Source organism: Mesorhizobium sp. LCM 4577 (assembly GCF_001854795.2).
Lineage (GTDB): Bacteria > Pseudomonadota > Alphaproteobacteria > Rhizobiales > Rhizobiaceae > Mesorhizobium > Mesorhizobium plurifarium.
The window spans coordinates 143,026-168,643 of record NZ_MDDU01000002.1; the positions used below are offsets into that span (position 1 = coordinate 143,026).

28 protein-coding genes are annotated in these 25,618 nt (G+C 64.4%); 21 read left to right on the top strand and 7 right to left on the bottom strand.

The features are described 5' to 3' along the window. Positions 1-116: 116 nt before the first annotated feature. The gene (locus LCM4577_RS05205; RefSeq protein WP_071070044.1) at positions 117-1,784 is read right to left on the bottom strand and encodes an amidohydrolase; all 1,668 of its coding nucleotides are present in this window, start codon (positions 1,782-1,784) and stop codon (positions 117-119) included. A gap of 146 nt (positions 1,785-1,930) precedes the next feature. Here LCM4577_RS05205 and LCM4577_RS05210 point away from each other — a divergent pair, with 146 nt between their 5' ends. The 4 genes from LCM4577_RS05210 (at position 1,931) to LCM4577_RS05225 (ending at position 5,672) form a co-directional block, all read left to right on the top strand. Then, entirely contained in the window at positions 1,931-2,689 is a 759-nt protein-coding gene (locus LCM4577_RS05210) for a TetR/AcrR family transcriptional regulator (RefSeq protein ID WP_244508224.1), read from the top strand. 40 nt (positions 2,690-2,729) lie between these two features. After that, entirely contained in the window at positions 2,730-3,761 is a 1,032-nt protein-coding gene (locus LCM4577_RS05215) for a histone deacetylase family protein (protein ID WP_071070048.1), read from the top strand. Positions 3,762-4,194: 433 nt separating this feature from the next. Continuing rightward, on the top strand, positions 4,195-4,905 hold the full coding sequence (locus LCM4577_RS05220) for a helix-turn-helix transcriptional regulator (protein WP_071070050.1): 711 nt from the start codon (positions 4,195-4,197) through the stop codon (positions 4,903-4,905). Continuing rightward, a complete protein-coding gene (locus LCM4577_RS05225; protein WP_071070052.1) occupies positions 4,902-5,672 on the top strand; it encodes a helix-turn-helix transcriptional regulator in 771 nt (256 codons plus the stop codon). The genes LCM4577_RS05220 and LCM4577_RS05225 overlap by 4 nt, the downstream gene beginning before the upstream one ends. A gap of 53 nt (positions 5,673-5,725) precedes the next feature. On the opposite strand, the gene LCM4577_RS05230 is transcribed toward LCM4577_RS05225, so the two are convergent. Genes LCM4577_RS05230 through motA form a run of 6 tightly spaced genes read right to left on the bottom strand, consistent with a single transcriptional unit; the run spans position 5,726 to position 10,610 of the window. Further along, positions 5,726-6,163 carry a hypothetical protein gene (locus LCM4577_RS05230; RefSeq protein ID WP_071033015.1) on the bottom strand — a complete coding sequence of 146 codons (438 nt, stop codon included), beginning with the start codon at positions 6,161-6,163 and terminating at the stop codon, positions 5,726-5,728. 17 nt (positions 6,164-6,180) lie between these two features. Further along, positions 6,181-7,263, bottom strand: a complete 1,083-nt coding sequence (gene flhB / locus LCM4577_RS05235; RefSeq protein WP_071070054.1) for a flagellar biosynthesis protein FlhB — start codon at positions 7,261-7,263, stop codon at positions 6,181-6,183. Between the two features lie 24 nt (positions 7,264-7,287). Then, on the bottom strand, positions 7,288-8,307 hold the full coding sequence (locus LCM4577_RS05240; protein ID WP_071070057.1) for a flagellar motor switch protein FliG: 1,020 nt from the start codon (positions 8,305-8,307) through the stop codon (positions 7,288-7,290). 43 nt (positions 8,308-8,350) lie between these two features. Further along, positions 8,351-8,731: a flagellar motor switch protein FliN gene (gene fliN, locus LCM4577_RS05245; protein WP_041004676.1), complete on the bottom strand. Its 381-nt coding sequence runs from the start codon at positions 8,729-8,731 to the stop codon at positions 8,351-8,353. Positions 8,732-8,761: 30 nt separating this feature from the next. After that, complete coding sequence (locus LCM4577_RS05250) at positions 8,762-9,700, bottom strand: FliM/FliN family flagellar motor switch protein (RefSeq protein ID WP_041004678.1); 939 nt, start codon at positions 9,698-9,700, stop codon at positions 8,762-8,764. 34 nt (positions 9,701-9,734) lie between these two features. Further along, a complete protein-coding gene (motA, locus tag LCM4577_RS05255) occupies positions 9,735-10,610 on the bottom strand; it encodes a flagellar motor stator protein MotA (RefSeq protein WP_040989940.1) in 876 nt (291 codons plus the stop codon). A gap of 148 nt (positions 10,611-10,758) precedes the next feature. Between motA and LCM4577_RS05260 the strand changes: the two genes are divergently transcribed. The 17 genes from LCM4577_RS05260 (at position 10,759) to fliF (ending at position 25,618) form a co-directional block, all read left to right on the top strand. Beyond that, positions 10,759-11,880 carry a DUF1217 domain-containing protein gene (locus LCM4577_RS05260; RefSeq protein WP_071070058.1) on the top strand — a complete coding sequence of 374 codons (1,122 nt, stop codon included), beginning with the start codon at positions 10,759-10,761 and terminating at the stop codon, positions 11,878-11,880. 7 nt (positions 11,881-11,887) lie between these two features. After that, positions 11,888-12,610: a flagellar basal-body rod protein FlgF gene (gene flgF / locus LCM4577_RS05265; protein WP_041012679.1), complete on the top strand. Its 723-nt coding sequence runs from the start codon at positions 11,888-11,890 to the stop codon at positions 12,608-12,610. Positions 12,611-12,614: 4 nt separating this feature from the next. Further along, on the top strand, positions 12,615-14,021 hold the full coding sequence (fliI, locus tag LCM4577_RS05270) for a flagellar protein export ATPase FliI (protein WP_071070060.1): 1,407 nt from the start codon (positions 12,615-12,617) through the stop codon (positions 14,019-14,021). Further along, complete coding sequence (locus LCM4577_RS05275; RefSeq protein WP_071033008.1) at positions 14,002-14,790, top strand: hypothetical protein; 789 nt, start codon at positions 14,002-14,004, stop codon at positions 14,788-14,790. The genes fliI and LCM4577_RS05275 overlap by 20 nt, the downstream gene beginning before the upstream one ends. 87 nt (positions 14,791-14,877) lie before the next feature. Beyond that, a complete protein-coding gene (gene flgB / locus LCM4577_RS05280; protein WP_071033007.1) occupies positions 14,878-15,258 on the top strand; it encodes a flagellar basal body rod protein FlgB in 381 nt (126 codons plus the stop codon). Between the two features lie 2 nt (positions 15,259-15,260). Further along, entirely contained in the window at positions 15,261-15,677 is a 417-nt protein-coding gene (gene flgC / locus LCM4577_RS05285; protein WP_040989953.1) for a flagellar basal body rod protein FlgC, read from the top strand. Then, on the top strand, positions 15,677-16,006 hold the full coding sequence (locus tag LCM4577_RS05290; protein ID WP_040989955.1) for a flagellar hook-basal body complex protein FliE: 330 nt from the start codon (positions 15,677-15,679) through the stop codon (positions 16,004-16,006). The genes flgC and LCM4577_RS05290 overlap by 1 nt, the downstream gene beginning before the upstream one ends. A gap of 9 nt (positions 16,007-16,015) precedes the next feature. Further along, complete coding sequence (gene flgG, locus LCM4577_RS05295; protein WP_040997112.1) at positions 16,016-16,804, top strand: flagellar basal-body rod protein FlgG; 789 nt, start codon at positions 16,016-16,018, stop codon at positions 16,802-16,804. 6 nt (positions 16,805-16,810) lie between these two features. Then, positions 16,811-17,332, top strand: a complete 522-nt coding sequence (gene flgA / locus LCM4577_RS05300) for a flagellar basal body P-ring formation chaperone FlgA (protein WP_041012831.1) — start codon at positions 16,811-16,813, stop codon at positions 17,330-17,332. Between the two features lie 149 nt (positions 17,333-17,481). Then, complete coding sequence (locus LCM4577_RS05305; protein ID WP_244508244.1) at positions 17,482-18,570, top strand: flagellar basal body P-ring protein FlgI; 1,089 nt, start codon at positions 17,482-17,484, stop codon at positions 18,568-18,570. Positions 18,571-18,578: 8 nt separating this feature from the next. Beyond that, positions 18,579-19,184 (top strand): MotE family protein, encoded by a 606-nt coding sequence (locus tag LCM4577_RS05310; RefSeq protein WP_071070064.1) that lies wholly within the window; start codon positions 18,579-18,581, stop codon positions 19,182-19,184. Then, positions 19,181-19,885, top strand: a complete 705-nt coding sequence (gene flgH / locus LCM4577_RS05315) for a flagellar basal body L-ring protein FlgH (protein ID WP_040989963.1) — start codon at positions 19,181-19,183, stop codon at positions 19,883-19,885. The genes LCM4577_RS05310 and flgH overlap by 4 nt, the downstream gene beginning before the upstream one ends. A gap of 18 nt (positions 19,886-19,903) precedes the next feature. After that, a complete protein-coding gene (gene fliL / locus LCM4577_RS05320) occupies positions 19,904-20,395 on the top strand; it encodes a flagellar basal body-associated protein FliL (protein ID WP_071033003.1) in 492 nt (163 codons plus the stop codon). Then, a complete protein-coding gene (gene fliP, locus LCM4577_RS05325; protein WP_071070066.1) occupies positions 20,392-21,123 on the top strand; it encodes a flagellar type III secretion system pore protein FliP in 732 nt (243 codons plus the stop codon). The genes fliL and fliP overlap by 4 nt, the downstream gene beginning before the upstream one ends. A 221-nt stretch (positions 21,124-21,344) precedes the next feature. After that, positions 21,345-22,340 (top strand): flagellin, encoded by a 996-nt coding sequence (locus tag LCM4577_RS05330; protein WP_040989968.1) that lies wholly within the window; start codon positions 21,345-21,347, stop codon positions 22,338-22,340. A 367-nt stretch (positions 22,341-22,707) separates the two neighbouring features. After that, on the top strand, positions 22,708-23,778 hold the full coding sequence (locus LCM4577_RS05335; RefSeq protein ID WP_041004698.1) for a flagellin: 1,071 nt from the start codon (positions 22,708-22,710) through the stop codon (positions 23,776-23,778). 181 nt (positions 23,779-23,959) lie between these two features. After that, positions 23,960-25,618 (top strand): flagellar basal-body MS-ring/collar protein FliF, encoded by a 1,659-nt coding sequence (fliF, locus tag LCM4577_RS05340; protein WP_071070068.1) that lies wholly within the window; start codon positions 23,960-23,962, stop codon positions 25,616-25,618.

Below are 25,618 nucleotides of genomic sequence, written 5' to 3' on the forward strand. Positions count from 1 at the left end.
CTCTTGTCGGCAGGTGTGTTCCTGTTTGATTGTCACCATAAGCCGGTCGGCTTGGCAACTGCGCAGCAGTGACTCGATCCGAGTCCCCATTCAATTAAGCAATTCCTATGCCATCGTTAGGCTTGGTAGGTGATCCTCCCTCCGCAGATGGTGGTCACCGGATGCACGGTGTGCAGCGCTTCCGGCGCGGTCGCCTCGATATCCGCCGACAAGACGACGATATCGGCGAGGTAGCCCGTCTTCAGGCGACCCTTGCGATGTTCGTTGAACTCAGCATAAGCGCCTTCGACCGTGTAGCCCTCGATTGCTTCCCGCAACGAGAAGCTCTGGTCCGGCATGCCTTCTGCCCAAGGTTTGCGCATCACTGCCGCCTGGATGGACAGGATCGGATCGATCGGCGAAACCGGCCAGTCGGACGCGAACACCACGCGCGCGCCGGCGTTTTTCAGCGTGCGCCAGGCATAGCTCAGCGGCCACTTGTCACGGCCGATGCGCGAGATCGTCGGCTCCATCGGGAAGTTCAGCGCGCCCGGCGGATGCGCCGGCTGCATCGAGGCGAGCACGCCGAGCTCGGCGAAACGCGGCACGTCGGGGGCCGTGATCACCTCGATATGCTCGACGCGGTGGCGGCTGTCGCGCCGGCCGTTCTTCTTCGCCGCCGCCTGGTAGCCGTCGAGCACCGCGCGCACGGCGCCGTCGCCGATCGAATGAACGGCGATCTGCAGCCCGCGCCTGTCGGCCTCGACCGCCACCTCGGCGAAATGTTGCGGCGAAAACAGCGGCTCGCCGCGCCATCCGGGCCGGTCGGCATAGTCGTCGACCATCACCGCCGTCCAGGAGTCCAGCACGCCGTCATAGAAGATCTTGACCATGCCGGACGTCAGCCATTCGGAATTGTAGGTCGCGGCCATCCGCGAAGCCTTTTCCAGCATGTCCAGCTTCATGAAGTTCTTGAAGTGGAACGGGATCTTGGTGCGGCAGAGCAGCCGCCCCTCCTTTTCCAGCCCGGCGAGCAGCTCGAGCTGGTAGAGATTGCCGTCCATGTTCTGGATCGAGGTGATGCCATGCTTGGCGCACCATTCAAGACCGCGATGCATCAGGTCTCGATCGGCGGCCAGTTCCTTCGCCGAAGGATAAGGATCGGGCTCCGCGCCTTCGAGGCCAAGCCGCGTCCGGTTCGCCCCGTAATGGTCGAGGAGCGGTCCGAAGGCCTCGCCTTCGCGCAGCTCGCCGGCCGCAAGCCCGTCGGCGCCCATGACGATCTCGTTGCCTTGTCCGACCTCCCTGCCATGCAGCAGCCCGGCCTCTTCCAGAGCCTTGGTGTTCGCCCACATCGTGTGGTGGTCCGAAGCCGACATGGCGAAGGGACGGTCGGGAATGATACGGTCGAGATCGTGGCGCGTCACCGGCTCCGGCAGGATGGCGTAGTCCACGCCGGCGCCGATCAGCAGCCGGGCATCCGGGCGCTTGGCCGCGAAATCCTGGATCGCGTCGCGCAACGCGTCGAAGCCGTGCACGCCGGCCAGATGCAGGTTGTCGAGCTCGGCCGCGCCGCCGAACAGATGCATATGCGCTTCGATGAAGCCCGGCAGAACGGAACCGCCCTGCGCGTCGATAATTTTTGTCGCGGGCCCTTTGAGCTCTTCGATCGAAGCGCGGCTGCCGATGGCGATGATGGCGCCGTCCTTGACGGCAATAGCTTCAGCGGCGGGATTGTCGTCGTCCATGGTCAGCACGCGGCCGTTGACGACCACCAGATCCGCACCACCACCCGCAACCGACATCGCGACTCCACATTTTGCTGAGGGACCGACAGCGCCAACGTCCAACGAGCTGCCGATCCATCGGGCGGCGCCATGGGACAAAGTCGATGCCGATGCGCCGCCTTCGAAATTCCCCTTGTTATCGTTGAAGACAGCGTGGATAAAGAATGCGACTGTTTATTCGCGTTTGTCAACAGCCGGAATTTGCAATGTATAGTGGACCGCACCGCGCGCCGATGGTGGGGTCGAGCGGGGAACGGGGGCAACGAGCCGTGAAGCGCAGTCTCGACCGCAAGACCAAAATAGCGCTCGAACCGCGCAAGCAGCCGCGGCAGCAACGGTCAAGCAAGGTGGTCGACAGGATTCTCGATGCGGCCCTGATCCTGACGCGGGAGCAAGGAACCAGAACGCCGACGACGCTCGCCATCGCGCAGCGCGCGGGTCTATCAGTCGGTTCGGTCTACCAGTATTTTCCCAACAAGGAAGCCATCCTTCTCGAACTCGGCAGGCGCTGGCTGTCGTCCTTTCCCGAGGTGATCGCCAAGCGCATCAAAGTCTCCCCACCCAACAACCGCGAAGAGTTTCGCCGCGAAGTGCGCAAGCTCTTTATCGACACGTCGCGGATCTATCTCGACAACGCGACGCTGATGCCGGTGATCGAAGCCATATCCGGCAACGCCGACMTGAGGCCGATCCAGGACGAATACGACAAAGAGATCATCGCCCTCTATGCAGCCTGGCTGCAGCATGTGAACCCGGCCCTCGAGGAAAAGACCGCCAAGCGATTGGGCCTGGTGATGATGGAGGTCGGGCACGCCTGCAGACTTGTCGGACTGAAGCGGGATCGCAAGACATTCGACCTCATCGAGGACGATGTGGAAGCCATGTGGCTGGCTCTCGTGAACCCCTATCTCAACCTCGACTGATTTCGCATTTCCAGCTGATTTCGCACTCCAGGGGAACTCAATGAAAACTGTCTTTTCGCCTCTCCACGCCGGCCATTCAGGCCAGATGGAACTGGTCACGTCGGCGATCGTGCCAGGCTTCGAGAAACCGTCGCGGGCCGAATTCATCAAGGCGCGAGTGGAGAGCGAGAAGCTCGGCCCGATCATCGGTCCGGTCGAGCATGATCTGACCGCCGCCAAGCGTGTTCATGAAGCCCACTATATCGACTTCCTGCCGACGGTGTGGCCGGAATGGGTCGCCGCCGGTTTCACGGGATCGGCCATGGGCTTCACCTGGCCGACGCGCGGCCTGCGCGGCGACGTGCCGCCGAAGCGCATCGATGCCTTGCTCGGCTATTACTCCTTCGACGCCGGCGCAACCTTCGTTGAGGGCACATGGGCGGCGATCAAATCCTCCTATGACGTCGCGCTGACCGCGGCGGCCCTCGTCAAGGGCGGCGAGCGCACCGCCTTCGCGCTCTGCCGTCCGCCAGGCCACCATGCGGGCGCCGCCTTCATGGGCGGCTATTGCTTCATCAACAACGCCGCCGTCGTCGCGCAATGGTTTCGCGACCAGGGCGCGAAGCGCGTTTCGATCCTCGATGTCGACTACCATCACGGCAACGGCACGCAGGAGATCTTCTATCGTCGCGGCGACGTCCAGGTGCTCAACCTGCATGGCGATCCGATGGTCGAGTATCCCTTCTTCCTCGGCCATGCCGACGAGCGCGGCGAAGGCGAAGGCGAAGGTTTCAACATCAATTACCCGATGCCCTTCGGCACCAACTGGGACGGCTGGGGCGCGTCGCTGGAGGACGCCTGCGCCAGGCTCGCGGCCTATGCCCCGGACGTCGTCATCGTCTCGCTCGGCGTCGACACCTTCGAGAAGGACCCGATCAGCCAGTTCAAGCTGAAGAGCGTCGACTATCCCAAGATCGGCCGCCGTATCGCCAAGCTCGGCCTGCCGACGCTGTTCGTCATGGAAGGCGGCTACGCCGTCGAAGAGATCGGCATCAACGCCGTCGGCGTGCTGACCGGCTTCGAGGATCGCTGAGCCGCACCCGAATGGACATACGCCCTCGGTTGCGGCCGGGGGCGTATTTTTGCGCCGCGCCACGAAATCATCGGCTCAATTCGGCTTTGAAATCACCGCCAAGTAACGCAAAGACCGGCTGCTGAGTCGCAATGCGAGTCCACCGGATTCGATTTTGTCAAATCGCGTTTGATGTCGGATTCATCTGCGGGTAGATTAGACCCGAATCAGCCGGTCCACGGGGGGCGCGGCGACCACCCAAAGTCTCAAGTTCCGGCGCCAGGCCGGCACCAGACGCGGACGGATTTCGCGTTCCCTAGAGGGATTCGGCGTGATTGGGCGCCGTTCGCGCCCATGAGTGTGTCTTCGTGAATGTGACGCGTTTCGGGTCCGGCCGTTGGTTTCTCCAGCACCGGGCACAAGGATCGATTCCGGCAAGAATCCAAGAATTAAAATGAGCAGTTCCGCCGCGCTTCTCCAACCCGACGCCTCAGGCTCGCGCCTGACGTCCCGCGGCGATCTCACCTCCTTCTTCATGCAGCTTGCCGCCGATATCGGCGCCGACAGCTACATGCTGGTCGCCATCGTGCACGACCAGGACCGCAACGATGCGCGCATCCTCTCCTCGAACTGGATCTTCGACGGCATAGAGCTGATCGGCAAAAGGCTGATTGCCAACCTTGCGTTGGGGCCCCTGACCGTGGCGCCGGGCGTACGCCCAAAGCCGTTGGTGGCAGCGCACGCGCCCGACGCCGGCGCATTACTGAGCGGCGAGGAAGCCCGCCTGCTCGACGTGCTCGGCCACGCCGAAATCTATTCGCTGCGGTTGAATGTCGGCCGGCAACGCCTGTTCGTGCTGTTCTCGGCGGCCGAAGCGGGCAAGATCGACCTCGCCGCCCTGATGAAGGCGCAGATCAAATGCTGCTATGCGCTTTCCAGCATTCCGCAGCTGATCGCGGCGGCATCCATGCAGGATCCGCTGTCGGACCGCGAGCGCGAATGCCTGTTCTGGGTCTCGGAAGGCAAGACCACCGACGAGGTGGCCGTCATCCTCGGCGTCTCGTCGAACACCGTCAACAGCTACATCACGCACGCCATCCAGAAGTTCGCGGCCTCGAACCGCGCGATGGCGATCGCGACGGCGATCAGGAGCGRCATCATTTGAAGCACGCACAGGCCAGAGAGGCGGCAGCAGCCCTTTTCAACGATCAGCGCAACCCGTTCGGCGCCTTCTCGCTCGGCTCCGAGACGCACCACGCCGTCACCATTCCCGATGCCGTGCGCCGATGCCGCTGGATAGCCGTCGATATCAACGCTTCGGCTTTCGGCCTCTATTTCGTCAGCCCCTCGCCCGAGCGCGCGCGTCTCGTGGCGTGTTTCGATTCCGACTATCCCGGCACCGCGGTCGCGACCAAGTTCATTTCCGGCGCCAATGGCGAGGATATGGTGCGCCACAGCCGCCTCTCGACGGCGCCGCGATGGTGGGCCGACGATGGCGCCGCCGGATCGCGGCAGGCCTTCCAGTCGCTCGCCTGGGCCGAGCCGACCGCGCCGCTGGCGCCCGGCACCAACGGCATCGCCTTTCCGGTGCATGCCGATCGCGGGCAATGCGGGCTGGTCGTCTTCCTCGGCTCGGAGATCGCGCTCACCGACGACACGCTTTGCGAGATTCACGCCCGCTCCTTCGCGCTCTTCGCGGCGGTCGCCCGCATCCGTCCCGGCGACACCGGCCGGACGCGCTCGATCTCCAAGCGCGAGCTCGAATGCCTGAAGCTGACCGCCAACGGCAACACCAGCGAGGAGATCGCCAAGCTCCTCAAGCTGTCGGTGCATACCGCCAACCAGTATCTCACCCAGTCGACGCAGAAGCTCAACGCGGTCAACCGCAACCAGGCCGTCGCTAAGGCTTTGCGGCTCGGGCTGATCGAGTAGTCGCAGTGGACCTGGGCGCGGTGCAGCCTGCTTAGGCGACCGCAATCAATTCATCAGGGAAATGCCACCGGCTCGGTCCTGCGGATGCGCGCTTCGTCGATCGCGTCCTCGAGCAAGGCCGTGTTGTGCTCGGGCGTCTCGCCGGGCTTCTCGAACGACACGTAGTTGACCACCACGGAAGCCTCGCGCTCGGTCAGCGTCAGCTGGAAATAGACGGTCACGCCGCGCGGCCGCAGCTCCAGATCGAGCACGATGCGCGGGCTGCCGCTCCAGTCGACATGCGCCTCCGCGCCGTGGCCGAGCCGCAGCGTCCCCGGCCGGAAGTAAAGCTCGACCGCCGAATCGACGAGGTCCGACAGGCAGGCGAGATGCTCGAGCCGGATGAAGGCGATATAGTCGGCAACGTCGATGAGCCTCAATTCGCCCACCACGGGCTCGATGGCGCTGGCGACGATCAGCTCGCGGGAGTTGGCGTGTGGTTGCCGGTCCATGGATTAGCGGCGTCCGTTCATTGGGTTGCTTTGCGCGCGGCCTTCTTCGAGTAGACGATCCGCACCAACTCGGCGACCGCCTGGTAGAATTGCGACGGGATCACGCTATCAACCGAAACTTGCTTGTACATGGAGCGCGCAAGCGCCACGTCCTCGAAGATCGGGATGTTGTTCTCCTTGGCGATCTCGCGGATCTTCAACGCCACCAGATCCTGTCCCTTGGCCAGCACGATCGGCGCGGAATCCTCCTCGCGCACATATTTCAGGGCGATCGAATAGTGCGTCGGGTTGGCGATCACCAGCGTCGCGCGCGGCACGGCCGTCATCATGCGTCGGCGCGCCCGGTCGCGCGCCAGCGAGCGCAGCCGCGACTTGACGATCGGATCGCCTTCCGACTGCTTCATCTCGTCCTTGACTTCCTGCTTGGTCATGCGCAAGTCGCGCCGCCAGTGGAAGCGCGACCAGACGATGTCGACCACCGCGATCAGTCCCATGACGAAGACGATCGCCACGAGGATGTCGACGAAGATGCCGCGGATGACCATGCCGAACGAGATCGGGTTGGTGATCATGCCGGCGAGCAGCTTGCGATGATCTTCCGAGAGCGTGAAGCTCAGCACTGCGATGGCGAAGCCGAGCTTGGCCAGCGACTTCAGGAACTCGACCCACCCTTGCGCGCCGAACATCCGGCTCCAGCCCTTGGCGATCGAGATACGCGAAAGCTGCGGCCTGATCCGTTCACCGACGATCTGCGGCATGTTTTGGAAGACCGAGGCGCCGATGCCGGCAACCGTCAAGAGCACCAGCAGGCTGACGACGGCGCGGCCGATCTCGGTCATCACCTGCTTGTAGAGCGAGATGACGTCGGTCTCGGTGTCCATCGGCCAGGCTTCCGGCTTTTCCAGGAACGTCGACAGGAACATGCCGAGATCGACGATCGCGTCCTTGGCGTAGAAGACGGCGAAGACCAGTATGGCGAGGAAGGACGCAAAGATCGCGGTCTCACGCGAATGCGGCAGCTTGCCTTGTTCGATCGTGTCGCGGATCTTCTTTTCTGTGGCTTCCTCGGTTTTGGAATCCTTGTCGACCGCTTCAGCCATGGCGCTCTGACCGGGTGGTTATCGTCAGGCGGCTTCGGCGGCGGTCTGCGTCGAGGGCAGCTCGAAAGCCCCTTCGCGCGATAGCCGGATGGCGGCGACCGATATGCTTTTGCGCGCCGCCATGATGTCGGCAAGCGCAATGCCTTCCGATCCCTGTCCGAGTTCGGATTCGATCATGCGACGGGAGCGCGCGCCAATGGCCGACAGCGCCGATTCGGCGAGTTCCGGCGACGCGCCGCGCAGCGCCAGCGTGACGAGCTCGGTCGACAGYCCGTCGAACAGCAGGACGCGGGCTTTCTGCGGCAGCAGCGGCAGGTCGTCGAAGGCGAACAGCCGCGACCTGACGCCGGCGAGATCGGGCGTGCCGGCTTCCTCCAGGTCCTGCATGAGTTCGTCCAGTTCGGGCTTCGCCATTTCGTTGAGCATGCCTGCGACACGCTCCTGGCCGGCCGTGGTGTCCCGGCTGGCCTTCTGCGACAGCACGCTCACGCGCAGCTGGTTCTCGACGATCCTGGATGCCGCGTCGGGGATGTTGGCCATCGTCACCATGCGTTTGATGATCTGGCTGCGCATCGGCTTTTCCATGGTGAGCAGCACGTTGGCGGCCGTCTGCGACGTAAGCTTCGACAGCACCATGGCCGATGTCTGCGGATGCTCGCCGGCAAGGAAGCTGCCAAGCCGCGACGGCTCGAGCTTCTCGAGGTCCGGCCATATCGGCGGAGGCCCTTCCACGACCGGCTCGAACTTCTTCTCGCCCATGATGGCGCTCATCTCTTCGGGCGACAGCGATTCGTTGAGGATCGTGTCCATCCGGTCGGCTGAATCGAGCAGGCCCGCGCCCTCGGTGAATTCGGCTTCGAACTCGGCGACGATGCGCTCCAGGTCGGCCTGCGGAATGGTGCGTAGGAGACGCGCGCCCTCGATCAGCGCCTTCAGCTCGTCCTGCTTGAAGAATTTGAGCAGGCGGCTGGCCGCGGGCTTGCCCATGGCCACCAGTATGGCCGCCGCCTTTTGCGGACGTGTCAGCGCCAATGCCGTCGTCATGCGTGTAGCCCTCGCTGCCGATTGGTCCGCCCGCCGTCCATTCTCAGGCGCTTTTTGTCGCGGCGATGATCTCGGTGAGCCGGATGCCGAAGCGCGTCGGATCGCTTTCCAGCACCGTGATCTCGCCGCGCGCTATTTTGCGGCCGTTGACGACGACGTCGACCGGCTCGCCGATACGGCGATTGAGCGCGACGGTGGAACCCTTCTGCAGTGCCATCAGCTCCGAGACCGGCATCTCCGTGCTGCCGAGGATGATCTGCACGTCGACCGGAATGGTCATGATGATGGAGGAGTTGGCGCCCGACTGGAGGGCGGCGTCCGGGCGCTTTTCCTCTTCCCGCAGCACGCCGCGCAGTTCCTCGATGGCGCGGTCGAGCTGCTCGTCGGGCTGATCGGGTTCGGCTTCCACCTTGGTCTTTGCCATCTGTCGTCTCCATGAATGCCGCGCCCGGCGTCAGCCCGGCAGCAGTCCGTCGATGAAATCCTGCCCGGCATCATGCGGATGGCTGATGCGGACGGTGTAGTTCTGCCCCAGCTTGCCGAACTCGCAGACAAACAGTGTTTTGTCGCGGGCGCTGAGCCTGGCGTTGAGCTGGGCGTTTTCCTCCAATTCGATCACCTGGCCGGGCTCGAACGCCGCGAGGTCGCCGAGCGTCAGCCGGGCGAGAGGCATCGTCGCTTCGAGCCGGACGGTCGAGCGCATCACCTCCTCGGAGAAGCGGGCCCGCCAGTCGAATTCCGTGGTCTCGCCATGCTCGCCAGCGGCGGCGTCGCCGCTGCGCGAGGTGAGCAGCAGGCGCTGCGGGATCATCACCGTGAGCGTGCCGCTGTCGGATGGCGTCGACAGGCCATAGACGATGCGTACGGCGGCGCCGTCGCGCAACACGCGCCGTCTCGCCTCGTTGCCGGACATTGCTTTCGGCACGGGCAGGCGCAGGTCGAGCGAACGTTTGCCGGATCCGTTGAGAGCCGCCGCGACCTCCTGGAACACGGTGGTCGCCACGTCGGCCTCGATCTGCGACAGGTCGCGCTCGATCGGCGCTACCGGCTGGTCGGGATCGCCGCCGAACAGCGCGCTCACCATGACGGCGACCGCTTGCGCATCCATCACCAGCGTCATGGCGTCGGCCGAGGTCGGCGAGGACACGACGGTCAGGGCAAAGGCATCGCCGGCGCGTGAACGCGCCTCGGGAACGCGGCCGACCTCCACCGCTTGCAGATCGACGGTCACCGGCGCGCCGAGTTCCGCGGCAAGCGCCTTCTGCAGCAACGGCAGCGCCCGCTCCGCCATGCCGCGGCCGGCGCCGATCACCTGCGCCGCCTCGCCGCTGTCGCCGACGAGCCGCTCGATGATCAAGGCCCGCGTTTCTGACGGACTGGCCGGACTGGTCATGACGGCAGGCGGCCCTGTCTCGGATGCTGCATGCTCAGGCCGCCTTCTTCTCGGCGGTGCCGGCGCTCATGGTGCTCTGCTCCACCGCATCGATCGTCGGACGTTCGTACGAGGAAATGGTCTTGCGGCCGAATTCGATCGCCACCTGCGGCAGGGCGCCGTTCATATACGCAAGCAGCGTCTGCTTGACGATGATGTAGAGACGATTCCTCTTCTCGCGCACCGTCTTGATCTTGGTGGCGACCGGACCGACCACCGCATAGGACAGGAAGATGCCGAGGAAGGTTCCGACGAGCGCAGCACCAATCAGGCCGCCGAGGATTTCCGGCGACTGGTCCAGCGCGCCCATCGCCTTCACCACGCCGAGCACGGCTGCCACGATGCCCAGCGCCGGCAGGCCGTCGCCGACCGCGACCATCGCGTGATAGGCCTTGAGCTTGTCGGTGCGGATCGTCTGGATTTCTTCGTCCATCAGCGCTTCGATCTCATGCGAGCGGGCATTGCCGATGATGATGATGCGGCAGTAGTCGCAGATGAAGTTCGTCAGGTCATGGTTCTTGAGCACGGTCGGGAAGGCCTGGAAGATCGCCGACTCTTCCGGATTGTCGATATGCGCCTCGACCTCGCTGCGCGACTTCGAGCGCAGTTCGCGCATCAGGCTGTGCAGGACGCCCAGCGTCTCGAGATAGTCGCGCTCCTTCGGTACCGCCTGCTTGAAGGCTTCGAGGATGCCCTTGCCGGTGTCCTTGACCGTCTTCATCGGGTTGGCGACGAGGAAGGTGCCGAGCGCGGCGCCGCAGATGACCACCGCTTCCCAAGGCTGCAGCAACACATGCAGATGCCCGCCCATGGCCATGAAGCCGCCGAGAACGCAGCCGAGCGTCACCACAAGTCCGATCAGAATGCCCACGACAGGTCCTTCCGCATGTCACGTCGTGAATCAGGGATAGTCCCCGTGCCTTGTGTGAGGCTTGAATCGAAGGCAGCGGACGCGATTCAGCTTCGCGCAAGGAAGTGGCGCTATCGTGCGGGGATAGCTTCGGCCGGAGGCATGCCCTTTGCTCAGTACCTATATCAGCTATCAGTTGATCGCCAAAGACATCCCCAAGTCTATCGCCCGCATCGAGCAGCAGCCGACGGTGGATCGCGACACCCAATACTATCTGGCCAACATCACCAAGGTGAAATCGATCGACGATTTCGTCAACAACGACCGCCTGTTCAAATATGCCATGAAGGCCTACGGGCTCGAGGACATGGACTACGCCAAGGCCTTCATGGTCAAGGCGCTGAAGGAAGGCGTCTCCGATCCCGACAGCTTCGCCAACAAGCTGACCGACAAGCGCTACGCCCAGTTCGTCGCTGCCTTCAACTTCGCTGCCGACGGCGCCAATGCGACGGTCTACAACCCGACACAGCAGCAGGTTACGGCGAACTACGCCACGCAGGCTGAGATCGCGGGCCTTGATCCGGATTCGGACTATGTGAAAGGCGAGACGACCTACTATCTCGCCAACATCACCAAGGTGAAGTCGATCGACGACCTGATGTCGAACGACCGGCTCTACACCTACGCGCTGGCCGCGTTCGGCCTGGATTCGGTCACCGAGGACAAGGATCTGATCAAGTCCGTCCTGCAAGGCGGCGTGAAGGATCCCGACAGCGTCGCCAACCAGCAGACCAACAAGGCCTATGCCGGGCTCGCCGCCGCTTTCAACTTCGCGCAGTACGGCGATACGACCACCACGCGCGTCACTGCGCAGCAGCCGACCGTCGACATGTATCTGCGCCAGACATTGGAGGAGGACGCCGGCCAGACCAACGAAGGCGTGCGGCTGGCGCTCTATTTCCAGCGCAAGGCGCCCGATATCACCAGCTGGTACGACGTGCTGGCCGACACCGCTTTAGCCAGCGTGGTGCGTACCGCGCTCGGCCTGCCGGATTCCTTCGCCACCGCCGACATCGACAAGCAGGCGCAGCTCTTCGGGCAGAAGCTCGACATCAAGGACTTCACCGACCCCGAGAAGCTCGGCAAGTTTCTGACCCGCTTCACCAGCATGTACGAGATCGCCCATCCGACCTCGACGGCGGTGACGTCGGTCAGCGTGCTCTTCGCGCAGCCGACCACTGTCGGCATCTCCACCGATCTGATGATGGCCATGCAGCAGTTGAAGTTCTGAGAAGATCATGCAGGACAGTCTTTACGTCGCCCTTTCCTCTCAGATCGCGCTCGAGCGTCGTCTCGACACCATCGCCGACAACGTCGCAAACGCCTCGACCATCGGCTTTCGCGCCACCGGCGTGAAGTTTGAGGACGTGGTCTCGGGCACCGGGCCGAAATCGGTCTCCTTCGCCTCTTCCGGCAAGACCTATCTTTCCGGCGCGCATGGCGCGCTGACCGAAACCGGCAACCCGTTCGATTTCGCCATCCAGGGCGATGCCTGGTTCGCCATCGAAACCCCCGCCGGCACGGTTATGACGCGTGACGGCCGCTTCTCCATGAACGAGAACGGCGAATTGATGTCGATCGAAGGCTATCCGGTGCTGGACGGCGGTGGCGCTCCGATCCAGCTCGATCCGCGCAACGGCCCGCCCAAGGCAGGCGCCGACGGCTCGCTCAGGCAGAACGACCAGCTGGTCGGCGCCATCGGCCTCTACAATTTCGACCCCGGCGAGAATTTCGTCCGCTACGGCAATTCGGGCATCGTTCCGGCGCGCACGCCCGAACCTGTCACCGATCGTTCGGACGTCGGTGTCGCTCAAGGGTTCCTGGAGGAGTCGAACGTCAACCCGGTGCTGGAAATGACCCGGCTGATCCAGGTGCAGCGCGCTTTCGAGAACACGGCGGCGCTGATGCGGCAGACCGATTCCTCCACCGACGACGCGATCAAGACGCTCGGCTCGAAGTGACGGCATGACGACCGGCTCGTCCCTGTTGCGCGCCTCCGAGAGCCCGGCGGACACCGGACAGACCGACAGGCTGGCCGCGCTCGAACGCATCTGGCGGCGGTTCGACGATCCGCAGGCGCTGCTGTCGCGCGGCGGCCGCATCGCCGAGATATCGCCGACGCATTACAAGGTCCGCGGCCTGTCCGGGATTGCCAGGCTCGGCGACATCGTCGAGCAGCGCGGCAAGGCCGGCGCGCGACGCGGCGAGATCGTCAAGATCGGCAGCGACGAGGTGGTGGTCGCCCCTTTCGAGCGCAGCGCCGATGCCGGCATCGGCGACGCCGTCTTTCGCCGCGGGCCTCTCGCGGTCACGCCGCATGTCTCCTGGCGCGGGCGCGCCATCGACGCATTGACCCGCGCCATTGACGGCGGCCCGCCGCTGATCAGGCCGAATGCGGCGGATGCAGCGCATGGCGCGACGCCCGGCGCCTTGGCGCGCCAGCGCGTCGGCACCGGCTTCCTGACCGGCGTCAGGGTGATCGACATCTTCACCCCGCTCTGCTTCGGCCAGCGGCTCGGCATTTTCGCCGGGTCCGGCGTCGGCAAGTCGACGCTGCTTGCCATGCTCGCAGGCGCCGAGGCCTTCGATACCGTCGTCGTGGCGCTGATCGGCGAGCGCGGCCGCGAAGTGCGCGAATTCCTCGAGGACACGATCGGCGCCGAGAGCATGACCAAGACCGTCGCCGTCGTGGCCACCAGCGACGAAAGCGCCATGATGCGCCGGCGCGCGCCCGACACCGCCATGTGCGTGGCCGAGCATTTCCGCGACCAGGGTCACCGCGTGCTGCTGGTGCTGGATTCCATCACCCGTTTCGCGCATGCGCTGCGCGAGGTGGCGACCGGAACCGGCGAACCGCCGGTGGCGCGCGGCTATCCGGCCTCGGTCTTCACCGACCTGCCGAAGTTGCTCGAACGCGCCGGCCCCGGCGCCGAGGGAAAAGGCTCGATCACCGCCATTATTTCCGTGCTGGTCGACGGCGACGACCACAACGATCCGGTCGCCGATTCGGTGCGCGGCATCCTCGACGGCCATGTCGTGCTCGACCGCGCGATCGCCGAGCAGGGCCGCTATCCGCCGGTCAATCCGCTGTCGTCGATCTCGCGCCTTGCCGACAAGGCCTGGAGCCCGGAGCAGCGCATGCTGGTGACAAAGCTGAAATCGATGATCGCGCGCTTCGAGGATACGCGCGACATCCGCCTGCTGGGCGCCTACCAGAGCGGCGCCGACGCCGAGCTCGACAACGCGGTGCGCCAGGTGCCGCTGATCTACGAGGCGCTCACGCAATCGCCGAGGGACCGCGCGTCGGCCGATCCGTTCGCCGATCTCGCCCGCCATCTCAAGGGGAAGCTGAATGGCGATCAAGGAGACTGAGCTCCAATACACCGAGCGCATGTTGCGCGACATGCTTGCCGAGGCCGAGGCGGCGGAGAGAGCCGAGGCCGACGCGGCAAGGACTGCCAAGGAGAAGGCCGCGCATGCCAGGACACAGAAGGCAACGGCTCTCCTGACCAGAGCCGACAGGCCGCATCCGCCGCGGCCATCCACCGCCGAGACGGCCGATGTCGCGCAGGCCAGCCGCGATTCCCTGCTTGACGGGCTCTTTCCCCGCACCGAATGGCCGGAGCCACCGAAAGCCCAGTTCCCGCGCCTGGTCGACAGGAGCGCCGACCGCCGAAGCGATTTCGTCATCGCCGCGCTCGGCATCACGCTCGGCCTCATCTGCGCGTTGTTCCCCTGGTACATCTTCTTCAACCAGGAACAGTTCGGCGTCCAGACCATCAAGTTCGGCGGCAGCGGCAGCAATGCCGGGCGCGAGGGCGGCGGCGTCGTGGCCCAACGCAGCGGGCCGCTGACGGCCAAGGACGTTCCCAATGCCGATATAGACCTCTTTGCCACCGGAACGGTCGAGGACGATCCCGCGCCGCCGCCCGCCGACCAGCCCTTCCCTGCCGCCGCTTCGGAATTCAAGATGGTGCATGTCGCCAACGGCCGCGCCATGATCGAGGACGATACCGGTCTGTGGCTCGTCCAGCGCGGCTCTATCCTGCCTGATTCCAGCCGCGTCGCCTCGATCGAGCAGCGCGGCGGCAGATGGGTGATCGTCACCAGCGCCGACAAGGTGATCCAGCTCTCCAAGTAATTATGCCGGGCCATGTGGCCGCCCCGCGCGCAAGGTCCGCGCAAGACTGGCCGCCTAGTCTTGCGCGTACTTGCCCCGGAGATTCCCATGGAACCGGTAAATCTTTTCGATCTCGCCACGCGGCAGTCGCAATGGCTGGCCGTGCGCCAGTCGACGATTGCCTCCAACATCGCCAATGCCAACACGCCGGGCTACACCGCCAATGACGTCGAGCCGTTCGAGAAGGTGCTCGACCGGACCGCCGTGACGCTTGCCGCCACGCAGGCCGGCCACCTAGGCGCCGAAACGGCCAATGCCGGCTTCAACGTCAAGCCCGAGGATCCCGACGGCGCGATCATGCCGTCGAAAAACACCGTGGTTCTCGAACAGGAGCTGATGAAGGCCGGCGAGGTCCGCCGCTCCTTCGAGCTCAACACGGCGATCGTCAAGGCCTTCCATTCGATGATGACGATGGTGGTGAAGAGCTGACCATGGATGCCCTCACCGCAGCCCTCAAAGTCGCGGCCTCCGGCCTCGGCGCCCAGTCGGAACGCCTGCGCGTGGTCTCGGAAAACCTCGCCAACGCCCAGTCGACCGGCAACACGCCGGGCGCCGATCCCTATCGCCGCAAGACCATCACCTTCCAGTCCGAGGTCGATCGCGCGACCGGCGGCTCGCTGGTGGAAGTCAGCGCGATCTCCCGCGATCCTTCGGACTTCCCGATCGAATTCCAGCCCGGCAACGAAGCCGCCGACGACAAAGGGTACGTCAAGATGCCCAACGTCAACACGTTGGTCGAAATGGCCGACATGAGCGAGGCGAACCGCTCCTATGAAGCCAACCTGCAGGTCATCAAGCAGGCTCGCGATCTGATTTCCATGACCATCGACCTGATGAGGAACCAGTAATGATCGGCGGTATCGGGGCAATACAATTCAAGACGGCAGTCGACGGAGCGGAGCAGGCTTCACCGGGTCTGCTGCAAGGCGGCATCGGAACGCAGGCAAGCGAAAGCGTCGGCAGCAGCTTCGCCGAAGTCCTCAGCCAGGCGGCGACGAAAACCGTCAACACGCTGCAGGGCGCCGAGCAGATGTCGATCCAGGCGCTGAAGGGCGACGCCGACACGCGCCAGGTCGTCGATGCGGTGCTGAGCGCCCAGCAGGCGCTGCAGACCACCATCGCCATCCGCGACAAGGTCGTCTCGGCCTATCTCGAAATCAGTCGCATGAGTATCTAGGACCGCGTCATGAAAGCCCTTGCCATCGCCGCCACCGGCATGAACGCCCAGCAGACCAACCTGGAAGTCATCGCCAACAACATCGCCAACATCAACACCACCGGCTACAAGCGGGCGCGGGCCGAGTTCTCCGACCTGCTCTACCAGGTCGACCGCACGCAGGGCGTGCCCAACCGCTCCAACACCTCACTGGTGCCGGAAGGCGTCTCGATCGGTCTTGGCGTCAAGACGACGGCTGTGCGCAACGTCCACACGCAAGGCGAGTTGGCCAGCACCGGCAACAGCTTCGACCTGGCCTTGACCGGCAGGGGCTGGTTCCAGATCCAGGGAGCCGATGGCGGCACGCTCTACTCGCGCGCCGGCGCCTTCAACACCAACGCCACCGGGCAGTTGGTGACCGTCGACGGCGCCGAGGTCATTCCGGCCATCACCGTGCCGACCGACGCGGTCGAGGTGATCGTCAACAAGACCGGCCAGGTCTTTGCCCGCTTGGACGGTCAGACGAATTTGCAGCTGCTCGGCCAGCTTCAGATCGCCAACTTCGCCAACGAAGCAGGCCTGGCGCCGCTCGGCGACAACCTCTTCCAGGAAACGGCTGCCTCGGGCCCGGCCAATGTCGGCGTGCCCGGCGACCCGGGTTTCGCCACGATCCAGCAGGGTTATCTGGAATCCTCCAACGTCGATCCGGTCAAGGAAATCACCGAGCTGATTTCGGCACAGCGTGCCTACGAAATGAACTCCAAGGTCATCCAGGCCGCCGACGATATGGCCTCGGTGGTCTCCAAGAACATCAGGTAACGGATGATGGCCCGGTCGATCTCCTCCGCGCTCCGTCGCGCCGCGCTGGCCACCGTCCTGGTGGCCGCCGGCATGCCGGCTTTCGCGCAGGACACGACCGGTCAGTCGGCAAACCAGATCGCAGCCGGCCAGCCCGCCGGCGAGGCCGTGCTGATCCCCAACCGGGTCATCTATCCCGGCGAGACCATCGAGCCCGGCTCGCTCAAGCAGGTGACGCTCATCCCCGGCAAGCACAAGCCCGACGGCATGGCGACGCGCTCCGAGGAGCTTCAGGGCAAGGTCGCCAAGCGCACGCTTCTGCCTGGCCGCTACATCCCGGTCACCGCCATCCGCGAGGCCTGGCTGGTCGAGCAGGGCGCTTCCGTGCAGGTCTATTTCACCGCCGGCGCGCTGACCATCTCGGCGGCCGGCGTCACGCTGCAGCCAGGTGCCGCCGGCGACCAGATCAAGATCCGCAACATCGACAGCGGCAAGATCATCTCGGGCACGGTGATGGCCGACGGCACCATCAAGGTCGGCGCTTCGTGATGCGCGCCTTCGTCCTTCTGCTGAGCGCCGTCATCGGCCTTCAGCCGGCATTGGCGGATGGGCTGACGCCCAAGGCCAAGCGCGAGCTCGCGCAGAAGAATGGCGGCGTCTACGACGATCCGGAATATGATCCGGCCACGACCCAGCGCATGTTCCGGGTCTCGACCGGTCCAAGCACGCTGCCGCCCGGCCAGGTCGCCGCGCGCATCAAGGACATCGCCCAGCTGCAGAGCGCGCGCGATAACCAGCTCGTCGGCTACGGCCTGGTGATCGGCCTTGCCGGCACCGGCGACAGCCTGCGCAACTCGCCCTTCACCGAACAGTCGATCCGCGCCATGCTGGAGAATCTCGGCATCGCCACCGAAGGCGGCAGCGCGCGCGCCAAGAACGTGGCCGCCGTCATCGTCACCGCCAACATGCCGCCCTTCGTCCAGTCGGGCGCCCGCATCGACATCGACGTCTCCTCGATGGGCGACGCCACCTCGCTCGCTGGCGGCACGCTGGTGATGACTCCGCTCAAGGCGGCGGACGGTGAGATCTATGCCGTGGGACAGGGCTCGGTGATCGTCGGCGGTTTCACCGCCAAGGGCCAGGCCGAAGAACTCACTCAGGGCGTGCCGACCGCCGGCCGCGTGCCCAACGGCGCCATCGTCGAGCGTGCCGTGCCGGCCGAGTTCGACGACCAGGGCGTGTTGACGCTGCAATTGCGCAATCCCGATTTCTCCACCGCCATCCGCATCGCCGACGCCATCAACGATTACACTTCGCAGCGCTTCGGCATGCGTGTCGCCGCCGAGCGCGATGCGCGCACGGTGCAGATCAGGCGGCCGAAGAACGTCTCCGCCGCGCGTTTCTACGCCGAGATCGAGAATCTTGTCGTCGAATCGGACGCCCCTGCCCGCGTCGTCATCGACGAGCGCACCGGCACCATCGTCATCGGCAACAATGTTCGGATCTCTCGCGTGGCGATCAGCCATGGCACCCTTACGGTGCGTATCACCGAAGCGCCTAAGGTGGTCCAGCCCGAACCCTTCTCGAGGGGACAGACCGCAGTCGAGCCCTTCACCGCCATCGAGGCGAGCCGGCCCGACGCGCGTGTTGCCGTGCTCGACGGCCCTGATCTCGAAACGCTTGTCTCCGGCCTCAACCGCCTCGGCGTGAAGCCCGACGGCATCATCGCCATCCTGCAAGGCATCAAATCGGCCGGCGCCTTGCAGGCCGACCTGGTCCTCCAATAGGCACGCCGATGATCGCGCTTTTCTCCTCGAAGACACGTCACCCCCTCACAATGATCGCCGCCGCGGCGGCGGCCGCGCTTGTCGGCAGCGTTTCCGTCGGCGCCGAGGAAGTCCGGCAGGTCCTGCCCGGCGGTCAGACGCCGGCTCAGCCGGCCGAACTGACGCGCGAGACGGCATCGGCCCAGCCGGCCGCGCTCGCGGCGGGGAAGGCTCCCGACGAAAGCGAGATCCAGCGCTTCTGCTCCAACATTGCGGACGCCGCGCGCGACCGCCGCTATGCGCTTCAGGCCGAGGAATTGAAGCAGCTGCAGGCCGGCATCGATGAGCGCATGAAAGCGTTGGAGGCAAAAAAGGCCGAATACGAGGAATGGCTGAAGCGCCGCGAAGTGTTCCTAGCGCGCGCCGAGGACGGCGTCGTCAAGATCTATGCCGGCATGAAGCCCGATGCTGCCGCCGAACGTCTGGCGATGGTCAATGCCGAGCTCGCCGCGGCCATCCTGATGAAGCTCGACTCACGCAAGGCCGGCGTCATCCTGAACGAAATGGACCAGAAGGCGGCGGCGACTCTCACCGGCATCATGGCCAGCGCGGCGCGAAGGGTTGATCCGTCATGAAGTCGAAGTTCTTTGTCTTGGTCGCGATAGCGGCGCTGTCCGGCTGCGGCACCAATTTCAAGGAGATCGGCAGGGAGCCCGCTTTATCGCCGGTTGGTTCCGGTATCGGCGACGGTGCCTCCGGCCCCTACAGCTATCCCGAGCCGCCGGCCTCGCGGCCGAAGAAGTTTTCGCTGTGGGACGACCGCCAGAGCCGGCTCTTTACCGATCCGCGCGCGCTGCGCGCCGGCGACATCCTTACCGTCAACATCAGGCTCAACGACCGGGCCAATTTCAAGAACCAGAACGACCGCAGCCGCACCGCCGCGCGCAAGCTCGGCTACGACGTCACGCTCGGATGGGACGGCAAGAGCACAAGCGGTAAGGGCGACGCCGGCTTGAGCTCCAGCACAGAGACCAATGCCGACGGCGAGATCAAGCGCTCGGAAGACATCGCCCTCAACGTCGCCGCCGTCGTGACCGAGGTGCTGCCCAACGGCAATCTGATGATCAGGGGCTCGCAGGAAGTCCGGGTCAACTATGAGCTCCGCGTGCTGACCATCGCCGGCATGGTTCGTCCGTCCGACATCGGCGCGGAGAACACCATCCCTTACGAGCGCATCGCCGAGGCGCGCATCTCCTATGGCGGTCGAGGCCGTGTGAGCGAGGTCCAGCAGCCGGCCTATGGCCAGCAGGTCCTCGACCAGGTTCTTCCTTTCTAGGTTCGGGAGAACGCCGCCGTGGCCAATGTCGAGCAGGTCCAGCCCAAGAAGGGACCTTCCCTGGTGATCCAGCTCGCCATGCTCCTGGTCATGACGGGCGCGGCCGTCGGCATGGGTTGGGTTTCCGGCGGCTATCTCAAGCAAGGCGAAACGCCGGCGCCGGTGCCCGCGGCGCCGGAAAACGCCGGCACCGCGGAAAAACCCGCCGAAGGCGGCAAGGCCGCCGGGCCGACGCTCGCGCAACTGGCGCCGATCACCACCAATCTCGCCTCGCCATCGGACGTCTGGATCCGGCTGGAGGTGTCGCTGCTCTATGATGCTCCCCAGCCGCCCGAAATGACCGAGCAGGTTCATCAGGACCTGCTCGCATTCGTGCGCACGCTCAAGCTGCACCAGATTGAAGGCGCCAGCGGCTACCAGCATCTCAAGGCCGATCTCGACGAGCGCGCGGCGCTGCGCAGCGCCGGCCACGTCAAACAGGTTCTCGTCAGGACGATGCTGCTCGAATGAGAAAATTCCTCATAGCCATGGCGCTCATTGTCGTCACCACGTCCGTCGCCGCGGCCCAGCAACTCGATCTTGGCGGCATCGGCAAGGCCGACGGTACGACAGTCGGCTACCTGATCCAGATGTTCGGCCTGCTCACCGTGCTTTCGGTGGCGCCTGGCCTTCTGATCATGGTGACGAGCTTCACCCGCTTCGTCATCGCCTTCTCGATCCTGCGCGCCGGCATCGGCCTGCAATCGACGCCGGCAAACCTGATCCTGATCTCGCTGTCGCTGTTCATGACCTTCTATGTCATGGCGCCGACCTTCGACCAGGCCTGGAACACCGGCGTGAAGCCGCTGATGGACAACCAGATCACGCAAGGCGAGGCGTTCGAGAAGATCTCCGGGCCGTTCCGCGATTTCATGCTGCACAATGTGCGCGACAAGGATTTCGACCTCTTCGCCGACCTCGCCCGCGAGCGCGGCCAGACCGTCTCGCGCGAAACCGTCGACCTGCGCATCCTGGTGCCGGCCTTCATGATCTCGGAAATCCGGCGCGGCTTCGAGATCGGCTTCCTCATCGTGCTGCCCTTCCTCGTCATCGACCTCATCGTCGCCACCGTCACCATGGCCATGGGCATGATGATGCTGCCGCCTACGGTGGTGTCACTGCCGTTCAAGATCCTGTTCTTCGTCTTGATCGACGGCTGGAACCTTCTGGTCGGCAGCCTGGTGCGATCGTTCACCTGACGATGCTCGGACGGGCGTCGAAATGACGTCCCGTTCCGTACAAATTTTGCGCAATATATTTTCGATTAACCCTCCGATTTAGGTCTTTGGTAGGGACTTCCCGCCATAGTCGCTCGCAGATGGCGGGTGACCCAGTCGAACGGTCATTGGCATGATGCCGCACCGTCATACCGGACATGCCGGTATGTCAAAAAAATCCCTGTAAAATAGGTACGAGTACCATGGCCAGTATCATGACCAACGCCTCGGCGTTGACCGCTCTGCAGAGCTTGAACGCCACCCAGAAGAACCTCGACACCACCCAGTCCCGCATCTCGACGGGCTATCGCGTCTCGCAGGCTTCCGACAACGCCGCTTACTGGTCGATCGCCACCACGATGCGTTCCGACAACCAGGCCATGTCCACGGTTTCGGACGCGCTCGGCCTCGGCGCCTCGAAGGTCGACACTGCCTACACCGGCATGGACAGCGCGATCACCACCATCAACCAGATCCAGCAGAAGCTGACCGCGTCCTACGGCCAGACGGACGCTTCGAAGGAAAAGACCCAGGTCGAAATCAAGGCTCTTCAGGACCAGCTGAAGGCCTATGCCGACGGCGCCACTTTCTCCGGCACCAACATGCTGTCGGTCAACAGCGGCGCCACTGCCACGAGCGCGGCCGACGTCAAGATCGTTTCGGCCTTCAACCGCGACGCTTCGGGCGCGGTTTCGATCTCGACGATCGACGTCAATGTGGAAAGCATCAAGCTGTATGAGGCAGGCACGGCGTCGGGCGTGTCGAAGGGCATCCTCGACGCCGACCGCGTCGGTGCGACCGGCGCCGTCACCACTACCGCGCAAAACCCGACCCTGGGTGCGGCAGCTGCGGCGGGCGACACCTATTCGGTCGCCACCATGAAGATCTTCTCCGGCACGACCGCTGCCAGCGACACCCAGATCGCAGAGATGATGAAGGTCGTCGACGCCGCGCTGAAGGACATGACGAACGCCGCGACCAAGCTCGGCGCCGCCAAGAGCTCGATCGACCTGCAGAAGACCTTTACCTCGAGCCTGATGGACTCCATCGACCGCGGCGTCGGCCAGCTTGTCGATGCCGACATGAACAAGGAATCGACCCGCCTCCAGGCGCTGCAGGTGCAGCAGCAGCTCGGTGTTCAGGCGTTGTCGATCGCCAACGGCTCGTCGCAGTCGATCCTGTCGCTCTTCCGCGGCTGATCGCTCTATACTGACCAGGCTAAAGCATCGGGCCGCGCCAAAAGCGCGGCCCGATTTTTTATTGGGGCGGTTCGCCGTTTCACGGAAACGGTGAACCGCTTCGTCTCTATTTGCTTCGAAGCAATTCCGGTTGGAGAACCGTTTCACACTTTTCCTGGAATTGCTTTGCTCAAGGCCCGCGCAATCTTCGTTTCTTAACGTCTCGAAAGCCTACTTTTAACAGGCCATTAACCATATCGCGCTAGGTATGGTTAACCAATGAATACGACAGGTTGCCGACTCGGCCCCGACCGGCACGATCGCAACCGATGGGCAGGTCGAGACCCGGCCTGTGTGGCATGCCGGCTTTTGAGAAGGAGCGAGTTTCTTGGCGAGCATCATGACGAACGCTGCGGCGTTGACTGCACTTCAAAGCCTCAACGCCACCAACAAGTCGCTCGAGCAGACGCAGTCGAGGATCTCCACCGGCTATCGGGTTTCCGAGGCCTCCGACAACGCTGCCTATTGGTCGATCGCCACCACGATGCGATCCGACAACTCGGCGCTGTCGACCGTGCAGGACGCGCTCGGCCTCGGCGCCTCGAAGGTCGACACCGCTTATACCGGCATGAACAACGTGCTGGACACCATCGGCAAGATCAAGACCAAGCTTTTGTCGGCCGTCGGCCAGTCGGATGCCAACAAGGCCAAGACGCAGACCGAAATCACCGCGCTTCAGGCGCAGATGAAATCCTTCGCCGACGCCGCCACCTTCTCCGGCTCGAACTACCTGTCGGTGACGTCCACGCARGTTGCAGCCGCCAATGACGGTGTCCAGCCGGATGCCAAGATCGTCTCCTCGTTCAATCGCTCGTCGTCGGGCGCCATTTCGCTTGGAACGATCGACATCGATGTCGAGAGCACCAAGCTGTTCGATTCCGGCCTCTCCACGGCCGTCAAGAACCAGGGCATTCTCGATCGCAAGACTTCGATCTATTCCACCGCCGCGGACCAATCGGCATATGATGCCGCCTATGCGGCCTCGATCGCCGCCGGCAACACCGACATCGCCGCCAACACCGCCGGCCAGGCCGCGGTGTCGGGCACGCCCGTCAAGATCGACAACGTCTCCGCCTTCAATCTCGACATCACGGCGACGGGCGTGACCGACGACATCATCACGCAGATGGTCACCAAGATCGACAACGTCATGAGTCAGCTTACCGACGCCGCCACCGTGCTCGGCGCCGCCAAGAGCTCGATCGACCTGCAGAAGACCTTCACGCAGAGCCTGATGGACTCCATCGATCGCGGCGTCGGCCAGCTCGTCGATGCCGACATGAACAAGGAATCGACGCGCCTGCAGGCGCTCCAGGTCCAGCAGCAGCTCGGCATCCAGTCCCTGTCGATCGCCAACAGCTCCTCGCAGTCGATCCTGCAGCTGTTCAAGAACGGCTAAGCCGCCTGATCACCATCGACCGACGAAAAGGCCGCATCTGAAACGCGGCCTTTTTTCGTTGCCCGGAAGGAAAGTGCGCGTTCAGCATCTTGCTGGCTCTTTGGCGGCACGCCCTATCATCCTCGCACAAGCTTCGCGGTCTAGTCTTCCGGCGGACAGTCATGCTGGGAGCGGTTGAATCGTGCCGGAACAGATCCAGGGCATCATCGCGAATTTGAAGAGCTTCGGCGTGCGGCGTCTGGCGCTCATGGGCGGCATCGCGGCCCTGGTCATGGCCGTCATCGGCATCGCGTCCGTCTATCTCAACCGTCCGGCCTATGAGACGCTCTATGTCGGCCTCGAGCGTTCCGACGTCAACCAGATCGGCCTGGTGCTGGCCGACGCCGGCATCGGCTTCGATGTCGGCTCCGACGGTACCTCCGTGCTGGTGCCGGCCGGCACCACCGCGCAGGCGCGCATGCTGCTTGCCGAGAAAGGCCTGCCGACCAGCGCCAATGCCGGTTACGAGCTGTTCGACAATGTCGGCTCGCTCGGCCTCACCTCCTTCATGCAGCAGATCACCCGCGTGCGCGCGCTGGAAGGCGAGATCGCGCGCACCATCCAGTCGATCTCGGGCGTCAAGGCGGCGCGCGTCCACATCGTCATGTCCGAGCGCGCCAATTTCCGCCGCGACGAGCAGCAGCCCTCCGCCTCGGTGGTCATCCGCTATGCCGGCAACGATGCCGAAAAGAGCGCCATGTCGATCCGCCACCTCGTTGCCGCGGCTGTTCCGGGCCTCTCGGCCGACAAGGTCACGGTGCTCGATTCCAACGGCAACCTTTTGGCCGCCGGCGACGACCCGTCCAACACGAGCGCTGCCCGCACGCTCGGCATCGAGCAGACGGTCGAGACGCAGATCGGCGACAACATCCGCCGGGCACTGACTCCTTATCTCGGCCCGGACAATTTCCGCGCCAGCGTCAAGGCCGACGTCAACACCGACACCCGTCAGACCGAGGAGACGATCTTCGATCCGAACTCGCGCGTCGAGCGTTCGGTGCAATCGGTCAAGACCAACGAGGCCAGCAACCAGAAGCAGGCCTCGACGCCGACCAGCGTCGAGCAGAACCTGCCCGAGACGCAGACCACCACCACCGAGGGACCGCAATCCTCCTCGCAGAACGACCGCAAGGAGGAGATCACCAACTACGAGATCAACTCGAAGAAGATCGCGACCGTTTCGAACGGCTACACGGTCAACAAGATGTCGATCGCGGTCGTCGTCAACCAGGATCGGTTGAAGACAATCCTCGGCAAGGACGCCACCCCGGAGCAGATCGCCAAACGCGTCGCCGATATCCAGAAGATGGTCGCCTCGGCGACCGGCTTCGACGACAAGCGCGGCGACGTCATCGACGTGTCCGCGGTCGAGTTCATCAACGGCCTCGACGGCGAGCCTATCGAGCAACCGGGCATCCTCGCCTCGATCGGCACCTATACCGGCACGCTGATCAATGCCGGCGCCTTCATCGTCGTCGTCTTCCTGGTGGCCTTCTTCGGCCTGAAGCCGATGGCCGCGGCGCTGACGGCGTCGGCGAAGCCCGCGGCCATTGCCGGCCCGAGCTTCGACGACGTGCAGCGTTCCTTGCCGACGCCCGATGCGCCCGTCGCCGCGATCACCGCCGAGACCCCGGCCGGCGCCCTGCCTGGCGCGCGCGCCGGCGCAACGCCGCTCGACGACCTGCGCCAGAAGATCCGGCCGGCGCCGCAGGAGCGGCTAGCCCGCATGGTCGATCTCAACGAGGAGCGCACCGCGCAGATCCTGCGCAAATGGGCGGCCGCCCCGGAAGCCGTGGGTTAG